The sequence below is a fragment of the Ligilactobacillus ubinensis genome (assembly GCF_024160875.1).
In the GTDB taxonomy this organism is placed as follows: domain Bacteria; phylum Bacillota; class Bacilli; order Lactobacillales; family Lactobacillaceae; genus Ligilactobacillus; species Ligilactobacillus ubinensis.
Genome location: NZ_JAIULA010000021.1, coordinates 18,962 through 35,856 on the forward strand (window position 1 = coordinate 18,962; position 16,895 = coordinate 35,856).

The 16,895-nt window shown below is 33.5% G+C and carries 14 protein-coding genes; 9 read left to right on the forward strand and 5 right to left on the reverse strand.

From position 1 onward, the window contains the following. Positions 1 to 3: 3 nt before the first annotated feature. The 8 genes from LB941_RS09730 (at position 4) to rfbD (ending at position 7,119) form a co-directional block, all read left to right on the forward strand. Positions 4 to 930, forward strand: a complete 927-nt coding sequence (locus LB941_RS09730; protein WP_253361652.1) for a glycosyltransferase — start codon at positions 4 to 6, stop codon at positions 928 to 930. 8 nt (positions 931 to 938) lie between these two features. Beyond that, the gene (locus LB941_RS09735; protein ID WP_253361654.1) at positions 939 to 1,721 is read left to right on the forward strand and encodes a DUF4422 domain-containing protein; all 783 of its coding nucleotides are present in this window, start codon (positions 939 to 941) and stop codon (positions 1,719 to 1,721) included. A gap of 8 nt (positions 1,722 to 1,729) precedes the next feature. Next, positions 1,730 to 2,758, forward strand: a complete 1,029-nt coding sequence (locus tag LB941_RS09740; RefSeq protein ID WP_253361656.1) for a glycosyltransferase family 2 protein — start codon at positions 1,730 to 1,732, stop codon at positions 2,756 to 2,758. A 200-nt stretch (positions 2,759 to 2,958) separates the two neighbouring features. Next, complete coding sequence (locus tag LB941_RS09745; RefSeq protein ID WP_253361709.1) at positions 2,959 to 3,573, forward strand: sugar transferase; 615 nt, start codon at positions 2,959 to 2,961, stop codon at positions 3,571 to 3,573. Between the two features lie 192 nt (positions 3,574 to 3,765). Next, entirely contained in the window at positions 3,766 to 4,632 is an 867-nt protein-coding gene (gene rfbA / locus LB941_RS09750) for a glucose-1-phosphate thymidylyltransferase RfbA (protein ID WP_253361658.1), read from the forward strand. Positions 4,633 to 4,641: 9 nt separating this feature from the next. Then, complete coding sequence (gene rfbC / locus LB941_RS09755; RefSeq protein ID WP_425270534.1) at positions 4,642 to 5,211, forward strand: dTDP-4-dehydrorhamnose 3,5-epimerase; 570 nt, start codon at positions 4,642 to 4,644, stop codon at positions 5,209 to 5,211. A gap of 7 nt (positions 5,212 to 5,218) precedes the next feature. Continuing rightward, positions 5,219 to 6,205 (forward strand): dTDP-glucose 4,6-dehydratase, encoded by a 987-nt coding sequence (gene rfbB / locus LB941_RS09760; RefSeq protein ID WP_253361662.1) that lies wholly within the window; start codon positions 5,219 to 5,221, stop codon positions 6,203 to 6,205. 71 nt (positions 6,206 to 6,276) lie between these two features. After that, positions 6,277 to 7,119, forward strand: coding sequence for a dTDP-4-dehydrorhamnose reductase (rfbD, locus tag LB941_RS09765; protein ID WP_253361664.1), 843 nt, complete (start codon positions 6,277 to 6,279; stop codon positions 7,117 to 7,119). Between the two features lie 87 nt (positions 7,120 to 7,206). Here the strand turns inward: rfbD and LB941_RS09770 are convergent, their stop codons facing one another. Further along, on the reverse strand, positions 7,207 to 10,455 hold the full coding sequence (locus tag LB941_RS09770; protein ID WP_253361666.1) for an MMPL family transporter: 3,249 nt from the start codon (positions 10,453 to 10,455) through the stop codon (positions 7,207 to 7,209). A gap of 238 nt (positions 10,456 to 10,693) precedes the next feature. On the opposite strand from LB941_RS09770, the gene LB941_RS09775 reads away from it, so the two are divergent. Next, entirely contained in the window at positions 10,694 to 11,242 is a 549-nt protein-coding gene (locus tag LB941_RS09775; protein WP_253361668.1) for a TetR/AcrR family transcriptional regulator, read from the forward strand. A 183-nt stretch (positions 11,243 to 11,425) separates the two neighbouring features. On the opposite strand, the gene LB941_RS09780 is transcribed toward LB941_RS09775, so the two are convergent. The 4 genes from LB941_RS09780 to LB941_RS09795 all read right to left on the reverse strand — a co-directional run bounded on the left by LB941_RS09780 (position 11,426) and on the right by LB941_RS09795 (position 16,780). Further along, positions 11,426 to 12,628, reverse strand: coding sequence for an acyltransferase family protein (locus LB941_RS09780; RefSeq protein WP_253361670.1), 1,203 nt, complete (start codon positions 12,626 to 12,628; stop codon positions 11,426 to 11,428). Between the two features lie 298 nt (positions 12,629 to 12,926). Further along, complete coding sequence (gene gnd / locus LB941_RS09785; protein WP_253361672.1) at positions 12,927 to 13,823, reverse strand: phosphogluconate dehydrogenase (NAD(+)-dependent, decarboxylating); 897 nt, start codon at positions 13,821 to 13,823, stop codon at positions 12,927 to 12,929. Between the two features lie 42 nt (positions 13,824 to 13,865). After that, positions 13,866 to 15,419, reverse strand: a complete 1,554-nt coding sequence (gene gntK / locus LB941_RS09790; protein WP_253361674.1) for a gluconokinase — start codon at positions 15,417 to 15,419, stop codon at positions 13,866 to 13,868. Between the two features lie 29 nt (positions 15,420 to 15,448). Continuing rightward, positions 15,449 to 16,780, reverse strand: coding sequence for a gluconate:H+ symporter (locus LB941_RS09795; protein ID WP_253361676.1), 1,332 nt, complete (start codon positions 16,778 to 16,780; stop codon positions 15,449 to 15,451). Positions 16,781 to 16,895 lie beyond the last annotated feature (115 nt).

Consider the following 16,895-nt stretch of genomic DNA (forward strand, 5'->3'; position numbering starts at 1 on the left):
ATTATGAAAACAACTGTTGTAATGACTACTTTTAATGGACAAAAATATGTCAAAGCTCAGCTAGAATCACTATATACGCAAACATATCAACCGGATGAAGTTATTATTTTAGATGATAATTCAGAAGATAATACTGTTTCTATAGTTGAAAAATTTATTCGAGATAATGCATTATCTAGTTGGAAGATAAGTGTTAACAAGGAGAATAAAGGTTGGCGTCAAAATTTCATGTGTGGAATCTGGCAAGCTAAAGGTGATTTAATTTTTCCATGTGATCAAGATGATATCTGGCATCATGATAAGATTGAGAAAATGGAAAAAGTAATGGAAGAAAACTCACAAATTAATGTATTGGTATCCAATCATCGGAATTTCTATGATGATGGCTCTAAAAAAATTATGCCATCTAAAAATAATGGTCAATTAGAGAAAATACCGTTAAAAAACAATTGTATGGCCGTAATATATCCGGGGTGTACCTATTGTATTAGAAAAGATTTAGCCGTAAAAAGTGAAATGTATTATCGCAAAGGTTATGCACACGATGATTTAATGTGGCGTTTAGGTCTTTTTAGTGATGGATTATATGTTTTAAGGGAAGATTTAATTGATTATAGACAGCATAGTGATAGTACTTACTCTCTTGAAACAGTTGAAATGAAAACTATTTCTGAGAAAAAAAAGTGGATTGCTATGACACAAAACTTTTGTTTTGATTTAATAAGATTTGTTCAGGATAATAATTCATCAAATAAAGAAAAACAGCTAAGAATATTGAGTGGAGTTCAAGAATGGTTAGATGAACGCGCTAAATTGTATGAAAGAAAAAAAATCTGGCAAGCAGTAAAGCTGATTCGTTATTGGGGATATTATCAACGACGTCGCCAATATTTGGGTGATTGGTATATTATTTTTTTTAATAGAAAGTAGGAATAGATTTGAAAGCAGAAATTTATGTTGTGAGTCATAAAATTGCTAAAATGCCACAAGATAAGATGTACTTTCCTTTACAGGTTGGACAGGAAAAGGAAAACTTTCCTGGTTTTTTACGAGACAATACAGGAGACAATATTTCTGAAAAAAATGAAAATTATTGTGAACTAACAGCACAATATTGGGCTGCTAAAAATCGAACGGCAGATGTAAAGGGTTTGGTGCATTATAGACGCTTATTTTCTAATGGAAAAAAGAATTTTTTTAGTACTATTGATAAAAAGTTTGCAGATGTTATGACTAGTAGAACTATGGAGAATCTACTTTCGCAACATGATATGATTTTACCAACAAAGAGAAATTATTATATTGAAACATCATGGTCACAATATGCGCATGCACATCATGAAAAAGATTTGGAAATTACGCGGCAAGTTATTGAAGAGAAATTTCCAAATTATTTAACAGCATTTGATAAATGGACGCAACAAAAAGCAGTGCATAAATTTAATATGTTTATTGCTAAAGCGCAAATATTTGATGAGTATACATTTTGGTTAATAGATGTGTTAGAGGAAGTTGAAAAACGAACAGATATTTCGGATTATTCAGCTTATGAAAAAAGAATTTTTGGTTTTTTAAGTGAAATACTAATAGATGTTTGGGTGGAAGCAAATAAAGTTGATTATATTGAAATTCCTGTAATGTTCATGGGAAGTCAACATTGGCTAAAAAAAATAACCAATTTTTTAATTCGCAAAGTTAGAGGAAAGGCAAATATGAAATAGGTAGAATTTTGGGAAAAAAAATAATAATTTCATTTATCATACCAGCGCATAATGCCAGTAAAACAATTGAAAAAGCAGTAAAAAGTATAATTTGTGATCAAGAAGTAATGGATAAAATTGAAATAATAATTGTTGAAAACACTTCTAGTGATGAAACAACAAAAAAATGTGAGGAATTAGTAAATACAAATCATAATGTGTATTTATATCATTCTGATAAAGGTGTTTCTAATGCACGAAACAAGGGTATAGAGAAGGCTAAGGGCTGTTGGCTTTTTTTTGTTGATGCAGACGATTACTTAACCATAGGGACAACAAAAAAACTGTTAATTGACGCAGAGTCTAACAATGCGGATATGATTATGTATGGATATGAGTCTGGTAATGAGAAAGTAAGGCTAGTAACTAAAGACCAACTTTTTTCAAAAGAAAACTTAAATGACATAAAAGTAAAAATGCTTAAAAATCCAACGCGCTATATGACAGTTTGGTCTAAATTATTAAGAAAAGAGATAATAGTTAATCAAGAGATATCATTTAATTCGGAACTAAGATTAGCAGAAGATGGAGATTTTATTATTAATTATAATAGATATTGTCGATTAATTAAGCTTAGTTCTATAATTGGCTATCATTATACTGCCAATAGCATCTCAACTGTGCATGAATATGATGGAAATAAAGCCAGAGATTATATTACTGCTCTTATTACTAGCAAGAAAGCAATAGCTGATGAGAATGATGTTATTAAAAAAGCATATAACTTTTATATTATGATGCATCTTAATGTTATAATGGTGCATGAGGTTTTTGCTGTTGAGAATAAACTTAACTGGTGGAAGCAAGTAGGTTTATTAAGGACATTAGCTCAGACAGAAACTTTTAAAAAAGCTATACAAGAAACAAAAATTTCGGAATGTAAAACTGGCAGAATGTTACCTATATTGTTTATCAAAATGCATTTGTATAATTTAGCAGGCTTTTTGTTTCGTGCAAGAATATGGCAAAACAAGCGTAAGGAATTATTTGATAAATAATGAATATGTAAACTTAATATAATTATACTTTTTTTTAGACTTAAAATATAGTAGAATGATAACGGTATGTTTCTAATTTTGATAGTGTTTTTTATTATTACACACTTGTAAGTTCAATTAGAAATGTAATTAAATTGGACAACTTATGGGAACGTTTAAGTCTAAAGGAGTGCAATATTTTGTTTAATGGAGCAAATCAGATGATATACCATTTTATTAAACGACTACTAGATATTATTATTTCTTTAGTAGCACTGGTGTTTGTTTTGCCAATTACAATTCTCGTTTTTGTGATTGATTGTTTTGGAGATAATAAAGGACCGGTTTTTTATAAGCAGCGACGGATTGGTAAGGGTCATAAGCCATTTTATATCTATAAGTATCGTTCAATGATTGTTGAAGCTGAGAAACGTCTTTATGATAACAAAGAACTTTATGATAAATATGTAGCAAATAGTTATAAGTTACCTCCACACGAGGATCCTAGAATTACACGTTTTGGTCGTTTTTTGCGTAAATCATCTTTAGATGAATTACCACAATTTTTAAACATTTTGAAAGGCGAGATGACATTAATAGGTCCGCGACCAGTTGTTGAGCCTGAACTGCAGATGTATGGCGATAAAGTAGATAAACTTTTATCGGTAACACCTGGGGCAATGGGATATTGGCAAGCTTCAGGTAGAAGTAGCATAGGTTATCCAAAAAGATGTGAGTTAGAGTTGTACTATGTTGATCATGCATCACTTTGGTTTGACTTTAAAATAATGTTGAAAAACATAGTCAGTATTTTTAAGACTGATGGAGCTTTTTAAAATAACTATAACTTATAGGCAGGGAATATTTCCTGCTTTTTTAATAGATTTTTAAAACATAAAGTAATTGATGTTTTTAAGTGCGTATTCTAATTTACTACTTGCAAGAACGTGGAAAATATAAGACAATGAATACTGGAAGCATGGGCGATTTTTACCAATGCTTAATTAAAAAGCAAAGGAACTGAACAGATGAAAGGAATAATTTTAGCCGGTGGGAGTGGCACACGCTTGTACCCCATTACAAGAGGGATTTCCAAGCAATTGATTCCCGTGTATGATAAGCCAATGGTTTATTATCCACTATCCACATTGATGCTGGCAGGTATTCGCGATATTTTATTAATCTCTACACCAGAATACACTCATCTTTTCAAAGAGTTATTAGGTGATGGTTCTGAATTTGGAATTAATTTAGAGTATAAGATTCAAGATAAGCCAAATGGATTGGCAGAAGCATTTATATTAGGCAAAGATTTCATTGGAGATGATTCAGTCTGCCTGATTCTTGGAGACAATATTTATTATGGTAGTGGTCTTTCAGGACTATTACAGGATGCGGCCGCTAAAAAAGATGGCGCAACAGTATTTGGATACCATGTAAATGATCCAGAACGTTTTGGAGTAGTTGACTTTGATCAAGATATGCATGCTTTATCTATAGAAGAAAAGCCAGCACAGCCTAAGAGTAATTACGCTGTCACAGGACTCTATTTTTATGATAATGATGTCGTTGATATTGCCGCTAATCTAGCGCCTTCTGCTCGTGGCGAGTTAGAGATTACAGATGTGAATAAAGAATATTTACGACGTGGTAAGTTAGATGTTAAGTTGATGGGGCGTGGCTATGCATGGCTTGATACAGGAACACATGAGTCAATGCTAGAAGCAGCTAGTTTTATTGCGACAATTCAAAAACGTCAGAATTTAAAAGTTGCTTGTTTAGAAGAAATAGCTTATCGCATGAATTGGATATCTAAAGAAAAATTAGTTGAATTAGCTCAACCAATGAAGAAGAATGACTATGGACAATATTTATTGCGCTTAGCCGAAGAATAGGGAGGAAATATTGTGCGTATTTTAGATACAACATTACAGGATGCAAAAATCGTAGAAACAGATGTCTTTGGTGATCATCGTGGTTTCTTTACTGAAACGTATACAAAGAATAAATTTGAAGAAGCCGGGATTAATGTTGATTTCACACAAGATAATCAATCATTATCAGTTGAACCTGGCGTCTTACGTGGTTTACATTTTCAACGTGCACCATATGCACAAACAAAGTTATTGCGTGCAGTTACAGGGGTTATCTATGATGTGATTGTTGATGTGCGTAAAAGTTCACCTACATATGGTAAGTGGGAAGGCTTTATTTTAAGTGAATATAACCATCGTCAATTACTAGTTCCTAAGGGCTTTGCTCATGGCTTTGTGACATTAACACCTAATGTTAATGTAGCTTATAAAGTTGATGGTTACTATAATCCTGAAGCGGATGGTGGGATTGCATTTGATGATCCAGATTTAGCAATTAACTGGCCAATGCCAGTGGAACACTTGATTCTATCAGAAAAAGATAAGCATCATCCCCAATTAAAAGATGCTGACTTGAATTTTGTATACGGAAAGGATTAATTAAGTAATGAAGAATTTATTAGTTACAGGTGGTGCCGGTTTTATCGGTAGTAACTTTGTACATTATATGTTGAACAAATATCCAGATTATAAAATTGTTAACCTTGATTTACTAACATATGCGGGCAATATTCATAATTTAGATGATATTAAGGATAATCCTAAGCATACATTTGTACGTGGCAATATTTGCAATCGTGAATTAGTAGAATATTTAGTCAAAGAACATAACATAGATACAATTATCAATTTTGCTGCAGAAAGTCATGTTGATCGTTCTATTTTACATCCAGAGATTTTTGTAGAAACAAACGTTCAAGGAACATTAGCTTTGTTAGATGTAGCTAAAAATATGAAATTAGAGAAGTATCTACAAGTTTCAACAGACGAAGTTTATGGTACTTTGGGTAAAGAAGGTTATTTTACAGAAACAACACCACTTGCTCCTAATTCACCATATTCTGCAAGTAAAGCATCAGCAGATATGGTTGTACGTGCATATTTTGAAACATATGGTTTAAATGTTAATATTACACGTTGCTCAAATAACTATGGCCCATATCAATTCCCAGAAAAGCTAATTCCATTAATGACTTCAAATGGGATGGATGGTAAGAAGTTACCTATCTATGGTGATGGTAAGAACATTCGTGATTGGTTACACGTTTATGATCATTGTCAAGCCATTGACTTAGTACTACACCAAGGCCGTAAAGGTGAGGTGTACAATGTAGGTGGACATAATGAACGTACAAATAATGAAATTGTCCATTTGATTGTTAAAAAGTTAGGCTTAACTGAAGATGCAATCGAGTATGTTCAAGACCGTTTAGGTCATGACCGTCGTTATGCAATTGATCCAACTAAACTTGAGACTGAGTTAGGCTGGAAGCCTAAGTATACATTTGATACAGGAATTGAAGAAACAGTCAACTGGTATTTAGCTAATGAAGCTTGGTGGCGTCCCTTGAAGGAAAAAGCAGCTTTAAAATAGTGGATAATTAGCTTAGTAGCGCACGATTTGTTTTTATCGTGCGCTACTAGTTGTAAATTGGAGGATTTAAGATGAAAGTTTTAATAACAGGTGGAAATGGGCAACTAGGACAAGAACTACAACATCTTTTAGATGAACGTGGCTTTAGTGATTACGATGCAGCAGACGTTGAAAAGTTAGATATAACCGATGCAACAAGTGTTGAAGCATATTTTGCAGCTAATAAGCCAGAAGTAGTTTATCATTGCGCTGCATATACAGCGGTTGATAAAGCAGAAGGTGAAGGAAAAGCAGCGAATGAAGCAGTTAATGCATTAGGCTCTGAAATTATCGCTAAAGCATGTGCAAAGTATGATGCAACTTTAATATATCCAAGTACGGATTATATTTTTGAGGGCAATTTAACTGAAGGTGAATATATGCCTGATGCACCAACTGGTCCTAAAAATGAATATGGACGCGCTAAATTACTAGGTGAACAAGCAGTTAAAAAGTACTGCAAAAAATATTATATTGTTAGAACAGCTTGGGTGTATGGAAAATACGGGCATAACTTTGTTTACACAATGCTTAATTTAGCTAAAACACATGATAAGTTAACTGTTGTAAATGATCAAGTTGGACGTCCAACTTGGACACGCACACTTGCAGAATTTGTAACTTATTTAATTGACAACAAGATTGATTATGGCGTATATCAATGTTGTGATGATGGAACATGTTCATGGTATGAGTTTGCCAAAGAAATCTTGAAGAATAAAAAAGTAGCAGTAAAACCAGTTTCTTCAGATGAATATCCAGCAGCTGCATTTAGGCCAGCATATTCAGTGATGCATTTAGCCAAGGAGACAGGTTTTGAATTTCATCCATGGCAAGAATCATTAGCGAAGTTTATGAATCAGATTGAAGAATAAAATAAGAAAATAAATAGGTTCGCAAAAGTTAGACTAAACATATCTTTTGCGAACCTAATTTATATTTTTAAAATTAAAGATTAGTAGTTATTCTTTTTCATGTGATTGATCATTTAACTTGGAACTAGGTGTTGGATAGGTTATTTTCATAACAGCAGGCATGACAATTGGAATTAGGAGAACTAAGAGCAATATTCCAACAATAACAACCAAGGCAACTTGAACTAAGGTTAATACACCTGAAGGGATTAAAGCTGCAAAAGTACCGCTAAGAATAACGCCAGCCGATATAACAACTGAACCAATGATGGACGTTGCACGTAAAACTTTAGCGTCAATAGAGATTGGATCTGCTAAACCTTCACGGAACTTAATTACAAGGAAGATAGTATAATCAACTCCTAGGGCAATTAACATTATGAAAGCAAAGAATGGTGTATTCCAAGTCAACATTGATTGACCTAGAATAAGACTACTCAACCAATGAACAATATTTAAAGCACTGTAGTAAACAAAAACTAATAATAGTTCAATCGTTATTGATTGGATAAGCGAACGAGTTACAAACATTAAGGCAATCAAGATACCAATTAACATTAAGATAGCGGTTCTGCTAAAGTCACCAGAAGCTACATTTTTAAGATCTTTAGTACGTGAAGTTGAGCCACCAGCTACGACCGTTGCATTTGACAGGACAGTACCTTTTAAAGAACCTTTAACTAGTGTTTGAAGTTTGCTTAAAGTTTGAATAGCTTCTTCAGAGTTTGGATCAGCTTTTAAAACAACAGTTAATTGGGTTATTTTTTTGCTATCTGAGAAGTAAGTATCCAAGATAGGTTTAAATGCTTTACTATGCAGTTGTTTTTGAGGAATATAGTATACTTTTGAAGCAGTAGCTGTTTTGAGACCAGTTAGATAAGAATTCATACTTTTACTACCACTAGTTACTTGATTAATACCACTACTTGCACTGCCTAAACCTGAAGAAAGGGATAAGGCTTTTTGAGCTAGTGAGGTAAAACTCTGTGAAAGTTCTTGGTTACCAGTTGCAACTTGACTTGCACCAGATACTAACTGTGATGTTTGACTATTTACTGTGGAAATAGCTGTATATAATTGGCTAGTATTACTACTTAATGTTGAAAGCCCTGAACTTAATTGAGTAATAGCAGTAGCCGCAGATGGTAACAGTTTATTTGAATTAGTAGCTAGTTGACTAATAGCAGACTTCAAGCTATTTGAAGAGGTCTGTAAACTGGATAACTGAGTAGCTAAGGTACTATCTGCATTTCCAATCGTTGAAGTATCGGTTCCAATTTTTGTTAGTGAGGTAGATAATGATGATTTTAGAGTAGAAAGTGCTTGTGATTGTGCAGTGTTATTCTGTTCAACAACTTTTTCTATTGTTTGAATTTGGTCAGTGGTCAAATTAGCACCAGCAGATTGCAGTTGTGATACTAAGGTTTGGCCTGATACAGCCGAACTGCTTAGGGAAGACATTGATGAATCAATTTTTGTTAACTGATCTTTGATATCAGTTGCAGCAGTTGCAATGCTCGTTAAGGAATCAGATGTTGTTGTATCTGAACTGCTATTAGCAACTTCTTGATTAAGTTGATTGATTGCACTGTTTAACTCAGGTAGTGATTCTTCTAATAATTTTAATTGACTACTTTGGGAGCTGATACTTGAACTTAGGTTACTATTCAATGTTTTAATAGCAGTCGTAATTTGTTGAATCCCACTACTTAATTCGCTAGTTCCTGATGCAACTTCTGTAGAACCTTGTGCTAGTTGTGAAACAGAGGATGTTTTACTTTGAATGTTAGAACTGTTGATTTGGGTTTTAGCGGAACTTAACCCACTGCTGATTTTACTTAAGCCTTTTTGTGATTTGGCAAGACCGGTAGTTACTTTATTTAACTGATTGCTAACATAAAGACTCTTTATTTTTTTACCACCGGGCTGAGTTGCTGATAATACGCTCTTAACTCCAGAAACATGTTTAAGCTGATTAGTAACTTGATCAATTAGCTGTAGATATTTTTCTTTCGTTAATTTCTTATTGGTTTTTATATAAATAGTTGTTGGCTCTGATAATCCCTTTGAAAAATGTTTTTGAATTAAATTAAAGCCAATCTTGGAAGGAGTACTGTTACTAACTTCATCAGCATCATTATAGTTCAAGAGACCTTGACTTTGTGAAGCTAAAGGTAAAATAACAATTAAAACAGCAATAATTGTTAGAATAGGTCTTAGCAGTGAATATTTGGCTAAACTATGCCAGAGAGTACTATTTTTCTCGCCTTTAAATTCCTTGATGGGCCAAAACATTTTTCCTCCCATAACTTCCATGAAGAAGGGATTTAAAGTTAGAAGAACGAGAAGTAAAATAGCTATACCAACAGCAATTCCAGCTGCGGAACGATATAGCGAAAACTTAGCAAAAAACAAGGTGGTCATACCAATTAAAACAGATGCACCAGAATAGATAATAGTGCGACCACCTACTTTTAGTGCTTGCCTAGTTGCCTCCGATTTAGTCAGTCCATTGGTGAGGCCTGAACGAAATTCGTTGTATAATAAAATATTATAGTCCGTTCCTATTCCAAATAAAACGATGATGATAAAGACTTCTGAGAAATTTGAAAATGGGAAACCAAAGTACTTAACTAAGTTAGTAACAAGACTGATAGAAATCAATCCGGAAACACCAACAGTTAATAAAGAAATAATAGGTGTGATTGGTGATCTGAAAACAAGTAAGAGGACAACGAAAATAAAAATGACAGCAATTATTTCTGTCTTTTTTACACCTTTTTCAGTGGATTCTGAAAAATCGTGATCCAAAACATCACTACCAGTTAGGTAGGTTTTGACACCTTTTGTTTGAATAGCACTGGTAAGTTCTTTTTTGATAGTTGCTATTGTATGTGAATTTGTTTTCTTTACTGATAATTCTACAATTTGAGTAGTTTTATCTTTAGAGATTAGTTGTGATTTGACTAATGGCGTATCTTTAGCATCGGTGATATCTTTGATTTGATACTTATTCTTGTTTTTCTTTAGTCGTTCTATTGTCTTGTTGATTTGCTTATTTTGTGTCGCAGTCAATGCTTTATTATGATTGTTGAAAACGACAGCAACAGAAGTGGTTTTGTTTTGTTTTGAACCCCATTTATTTTGAATTTGAGTTGCGCGGCTACTTTGATAGCTACTTGGAATTTGGCTACTTGTACTAGTTGTAATATGTGGTATCAGCAATAACGCAACAATTAAAAGGACGGCCCAACCAAGTGCCCACCAGGTATGCTTACTTGAAAATAGTTTCTTCAATATGAATTTCTCCCATCTCTTAACAATTAAAGTACAGTATTTCTTGAAAATTTATATTTTTTTAAGATATATGTTTGATTTTGATAAAAATACATAACATTAATGTTTCCTCTCTTAAAATCCAAGAAATTCTGTTCTATTATAGTATTAAGGTAAATGAATATGAAGCACACATTGAGAAAACGTGTATAGTAATAGACAGTATAAGTAAAATTGTCTATTCATGAGGAGGATATGAATGAATACTGATCGGCGAATAAATAAAACAAAAAAAGCGATTCAAAAAAGCTTTCTTAATATTTTAGAAAATAAAAATATTACTGAAGTAACAGTTGCCGACATAGTTAAAGATGCCGACATAGCACGGAGTACTTTTTATTTACACTATGCAGATGTATATGATCTTTATGAACAAATAGTTATTGAGTTGATGGACGAATTAACCGATCGTTTTGATAAACTGTATCCCAAAGGACCAGCAGCTTCAAATTTTATGCAACTAATGGAGGAACTGATAAATTATATAGTTGAACAAAAAGAATTATTTTATTTATTGGTGAAAAAAAATAGTGAAAATAAATTGATTGATAACTTAACGGATATTTTTACCAATAGGGTATTAACAATTGAGAAGATAGATAAAAATAATAAGAAAGAATATTATGAAGTGTTATTCACAGTTACAGGAGCCATCAGTTTATTTATAAATTGGTTAATGAAAGATAGAGAAATGAAACCGTCAGAGTTATCGAATATTCTTAATGATATTATTCTCAAACTTGACTGATGTATACTTGAAATGTTAAGTATAAAGTTAGAACGAGCGGAACAAAAGATGGCTGGATAGAGAGTATTGATGTCGTAAAAAATCAACTAGTTGATTTTTAGCGTATATTTTGATATCAACTATTTGGAGATAAGAGGAGCCCGAGATTTTCGTCTCGGGCTCACTTTTTTATATTTGAAAAAATTATTTGGTGTTATTTGAAGAAAACTGAGGGAAAAAGAACAACCCTTTTTTAAAAGGATGCCAATTTGGACGTCCGATTAAGAAACCAAAAGGAGGGACTTTATAACAAAACAGAGCGAATAAAAATGAAACAGTTATTACAAAAATCCATCCAACTGGGATTAAAATAAATAGTAACAAATTAGATGGAGCCAAAGCATCTAGAATCCATTTAAGTGCCAATAGTCCGAGTGTTTGATTCAGATACATGCCAAAGCTGACTTTGACAGCATAGTCCATGAAAGTTTCTAACCATTGTGGCAACCCTCTTTGATGCCAAGTAGCATATTTTTTACCAATCCAAAATATTAATCCAAGCATAACAATGTCATAGCAAATAATATATGGTTGATGTAATGAAAGAGATTTATCATCACTAAGACCAAGTATTTGTTGATTCCAGATACGATAGTAAAAAATCATTCCTAAAGCCATTATGATTGCTAGACTAATAATTTTTTTAATATGTGTATTGATCAGAGTGTATATGCGTTGATGATGCAAACAGGTAAAGACACCTAGAAATATATAAAATTGATATGCAAAAATGTTAATGCTAACAGCTTTGAACCAATAAGGCCAATTAGAAACATCTAGGTGACTCATTCCAAATTTGACACCAAAGTCAAGCATTAGTTGGATGATAAAGCTGGTAATTAAGATTTTGGTGTGCGAATTTTGCCAATGTTTAAAAATCCAGACAACGCCTGGAAAAACTAAGTAAAGTTGCATAACTAATAACATGTAATAGAGATAAAAACTACTTCCATGAATAACGATGGTTAGATAATGGTTGCCAAAGTCATTGAGTGAATAGTCAGCATTACCTACCAAAAGCATAACTAACATCAAAAGAGCATTCCAAGCTAAGTATGGCCAGATACTGCCATTAAGGCGCTTTTTAAAAAAATTAGGCCAATCATTACGATTAAAGTATGTTAAGGTTAAAACCACACCACTGATAAAAATAAAACCCATTCTAGTATAATGAAACATTACTCTTAAGCTGCGAACAGTATTATACGTGTCACTTGAAGTCATAGCTGAAGTGAATTTATTTACTGTGTGATTAAATAATACGCCAAAAGTAAAAAAAACACGCATAAAATCGATTTCATAGAGATGTTTGCGTGCTGAACTAGTTTTAGTCGCAGAGTTTATCAAAAAAACACCCTTTCTAATAGATAAATTGAGAACATCTATTAATTTTAGAGAGAAGATAAGATTTTTTTTCGAATAAAGCAGCAATTGTTTCTGAAGACTTAACGAATAAATGCAATAAACTATAGTTAATAATTAATATTTTTAAAATCAATAGAAGACCTATGAAATGTAAATTTAAATAACAGATTGCGACAGTATATAATTTCTTAATTATGGTAATAAAAAAACTGTCTATTCTAATTTGAGAATAGACAGCTATAGAAATACAGCTCAGTTTTTAAGTTTAGAAGGTGTTGTATTATTTTTTATCCATAGCATGACCACCAAAGCCATTACGCAAAGCAGCAACAACTTTGCCAGTCATGGTATCTTCTTCTTCAGAACGATAGCGCATCATTAGCGCACTGCTAATTGCTGGAGTTGGTACGTGTAACTTGATAGCTTCTTGAACTGTCCACGCTCCTTCACCTGATGAATGCATAGTCCCTTTTATATTAGTTAAGTTAGCGTCTTTTGCAAAGGCTTGTTGGGCCAAATCCATTAACCAACTTCGAATGACTGAACCGTTATTCCACATTTTTGCAACAGCTTCATTATCATACTTGAATTGACTTTTTTCTAAAACTTCAAAGCCTTCGCCAATAGCTTGCATCATACCATACTCAATCCCATTGTGAACCATTTTTAAGTAGTGCCCAGATCCAGATGGTCCCGTATATAAATAACCATTTGGTGCAGAAATTTTTTCAAAAAGTGGCTTGATTCGTGGGAAAACCTGTTCTTCACCACCAATCATAAAATTGCCATTTCTCCGTGCACCACTCATACCTCCAGAAGTTCCGACATCAAAAAAATGAATATTTTTTGGTGCTAGAAACTGGGCGTGTTTTTGTGACTCGACATAAAATGAATTACCACCATCAATTAAAATATCGTCTTTATCTAACAGCTCTTTTAATTGAGAAATAGTTTGTTCAGTTGGCTTACCAGCTGGAAGCATTAACCAAACAATTCGTGGTGTCGGCATCTTACTAACTAAATCAGCTAGATTTTCTGCTGGTTCAGCATCTGTTGCTGTTACTTTTGCTAAGGTAGTTTTATTAACATCAAATGTAATGACTGAAATCTTATTTTCAAGCATATTTTCCATTAAATTCCAACCCATTTTACCTAATCCAATCAATCCAATTTGCATATTGTTCATCCTCCTCTATACTTATAAAAAATATTCAATGTATTATTTAGTAGTTTTGTTTTGAGTTGCATACTTTCTTTGAAATTCAGCAATATTAGTGTATTCGGTAGTTAATTGCCGAGTTAAACGAATATAAATGCTGATTAATTCTCGATATACCGGATAGTTATCTGAATTTGGACTATATGTGACTGTTTTTCCAGCAAATTTTTTAGTAGCAGATAAATCATCAATTAGTCCGACTGATTTCATTGCAATAATGGCAGCACCTAAACATGAAGATTCGAAATCCTTTGGAATAGTAACAGGTCGTTCAAAAATATCTGCAAGCATCTGACGCCATAATGGTGAACGCGCAAATCCGCCGGTTGCCATAATTGTTTTAGGTTGGCCCACAACTTCTTCCAAGGCTAATAAAACAGTATACAAGTTGTAAACAATACCTTCTAAAACAGCCCGTATCATATGAGCTCGTGTATGCATTTGTGTTAAGCCAAAGAATGAGCCGCGTGCGTTAGCATCCCAAATAGGTGCTCGTTCTCCCCCTAAAAAAGGATGAAATAACAGACCATCAGAACCGGCAGGAACCTTTTCAGCAATTTCTGTAAGGAGATTATATGAGTTTTTGTGTAACAGGTCCGCCGTACTTTTTTCTGCGTCAAAGAGGTTATCACGTGCCCAACGAAAAACCACACCACCATTGTTAACAGGTCCGCCTACAACAAAGTGCTTTTTGTCAACTGCATAACAGAAAATTCTACTTTTAGGGTCGATAACAGGGTGATCAGTAACAACACGTACAGCCCCTGAGGTTCCAATTGTTACAGCAGCAATGCCAGTGTTAAACGCACCAACACCTAAGTTAGATAATGCCCCATCAAATGCACCTTGAACAAAGATTGTTTTTTGTGGGCATCCAATTAATTGAGCGTATTCTGGGCGCATACCAGAAAATTGCGCATAGGCATCGACTACAGGTGGTAACTGGTTAGCAGTAATGCCTGCAAGTTTAAGGGAAGGCTTATTCCAATTCATTTCAAAGATGTTATATAAACCAGTACAACTTGCGATAGAGACATCCATTTGCCAGATACCAAAAAGACGGTAGAAAATATATTCTTTAATTCCACAATAGTATTGTGCTTTTTGATAGATATCAGGGTGTTCATTTTTTAACCAAGCCAACTTACACAAGAGTGACATGGGATGGATAGGTGTGCCTGTTTTTTCATATAAAGCTTGTCCTTCGACGGAGTCTTTAATTTTTTGAGCATATTTTGCTGATCTTGTATCACCCCAAGTTATAACTCTAGTAAGTGGAGCATGATTTTTGTCTAATGCGATTAGGCTTTGATTAGCGCTAGAAAATGAAACTGCACGAAGGTTGTCTTCTGTAAAATCGATATTTGTGATTAGTTTTTTTAAAACATAAATAACAGCATTAAGAATTTCTTCTTGATCCTCTTCAGCCATGCCAAATGCATCACGATACAGAGGATATTCTTGATTAGATTGTGCTATAACGTTAGCAGAGGTATCATAGAGAACACCTTTAGTGCTTGTAGTGCCAATATCCATGCCGATAATATAATCCATAATTTAAAACTTCCCTTCAAAACTGATTATTAAATAAATAATGAAAGTGCATAAACTGAGAGTAGCCCTGTTACTGAAATAACGGAGGTTAATGTCGTCCAAGATAAAAATGTTTCTTTAAGGGATAGGCCGAAATATTCTTTCACCATCCAGAATCCTGCATCATTAACATGGTCTGCAAATATGCTACCTGCACCCACTGCTAGAACCATTAAAACAGGATCAACTCCTGTTTGTGCAATTAAGGGTGTTACAAGTCCAGCAGATGTAAGTGCGGCGACCGTTGAAGAACCAAGGCTAACACGTAAAATAGCTGTAACTAACCATGCTGCTAAAATAGGTGACATGTTAATATTAGTAAATAGAGTTGAAATATAGTGAGCTACACCACCGTTAACTAAAACCTGTTTAAATGCACCGCCACCAGCAATAATAAAGAGCATAACTGCAATTTGTGTAATTGCTGATTCAAGTGTATGGCCAATTTCAACCATTTTTTTCTTTTGACTAACTCCCATTGTATACAATGCAAACAATAAAGATAGTAGCATAGCAACATCAGCATTACCAATAAACTGAATGACTTTACTAGTTTCGTTATTTGGAAGAAGATATTTTAAAATTGTTGAAATACTAATCAAAATTACAGGCATCATTGCAGTTAAAGCACTACTTGCAAAAGAAGGAGTTTCTTCAAGCTTAAATTTTTTTATGTTACCTAAACCAGGAATTGATTTTTGTATTCTATACACTTTTGGATAAAATTTGTGCAAAAAATGATTAAAAATTGGTCCAGAAACTATAACTGTCGGAATTGCTACAATAATTCCAAATAAGATTACTTTTCCAACATCTGCATGCATTATTTGAGCAATTGCCGTTGGTGCGGGATGTGGAGGAATAAAGCCATGCATAACATTTAGTGTTGCGGCCATTGGAATTGCTAATGTTAATAAGGGTAAGCCTAATTCATTAGCAATTACAAAAATGATAGGTAATAATACGACTAAACCAACTTCAAAAAATAGTGCTAAGCCTACAATAAAAGATGCTATGATAACTGCTAGCTGAATTCTTTTCCTTCCAAATTTAGCGATCAATGTATGCGCAATTCGATAACCACCGCCAGAATCAGATACTAATTTTCCAATCATGGAGCCCATTCCAAAGACGACAGCAAGATCTCCTAATTGGTCACCCATCCCAGAGGTAATGACGGTAGGCAATTTATCTACGGGAATGCCCAAAACTAAGCCTGTTAAAAATGCAGTTACAATTAAAGAAATAAATGTATTTAATTTAACTTTTACAATCAAGAAAATTAATAGACAAACAGCAATTGCTACAATCAGTAATTTCATAGTTATATCACTCCTTAATTAGGTATAATAGTAATTGAATGTGGTGGGTTTGAATATTCTACAAACAGGGAAAGCCCCACGAAACTTAGCACATTTGCAAAAAATTCTTAAAAAC

Excerpts from the sequence above, each read along its gene's own strand:
- LB941_RS09730 (WP_253361652.1), top strand. The coding sequence starts at position 4 with ATGAAAACAACTGTTGTAATGACTACTTTTAATGGACAAAAATATGTC.
- LB941_RS09745 (WP_253361709.1), top strand. The coding sequence starts at position 2,959 with ATGATATACCATTTTATTAAACGACTACTAGATATTATTATTTCTTTA.
- rfbA (WP_253361658.1), top strand. The coding sequence starts at position 3,766 with ATGAAAGGAATAATTTTAGCCGGTGGGAGTGGCACACGCTTGTACCCC.
- rfbB (WP_253361662.1), top strand. The coding sequence starts at position 5,219 with ATGAAGAATTTATTAGTTACAGGTGGTGCCGGTTTTATCGGTAGTAAC.
- rfbD (WP_253361664.1), top strand. The coding sequence starts at position 6,277 with ATGAAAGTTTTAATAACAGGTGGAAATGGGCAACTAGGACAAGAACTA.
- LB941_RS09775 (WP_253361668.1), top strand. The coding sequence starts at position 10,694 with ATGAATACTGATCGGCGAATAAATAAAACAAAAAAAGCGATTCAAAAA.
- gnd (WP_253361672.1), bottom strand. The coding sequence starts at position 13,823 with ATGCAAATTGGATTGATTGGATTAGGTAAAATGGGTTGGAATTTAATG.
- gntK (WP_253361674.1), bottom strand. The coding sequence starts at position 15,419 with ATGGATTATATTATCGGCATGGATATTGGCACTACAAGCACTAAAGGT.
- LB941_RS09795 (WP_253361676.1), bottom strand. The coding sequence starts at position 16,780 with ATGAAATTACTGATTGTAGCAATTGCTGTTTGTCTATTAATTTTCTTG.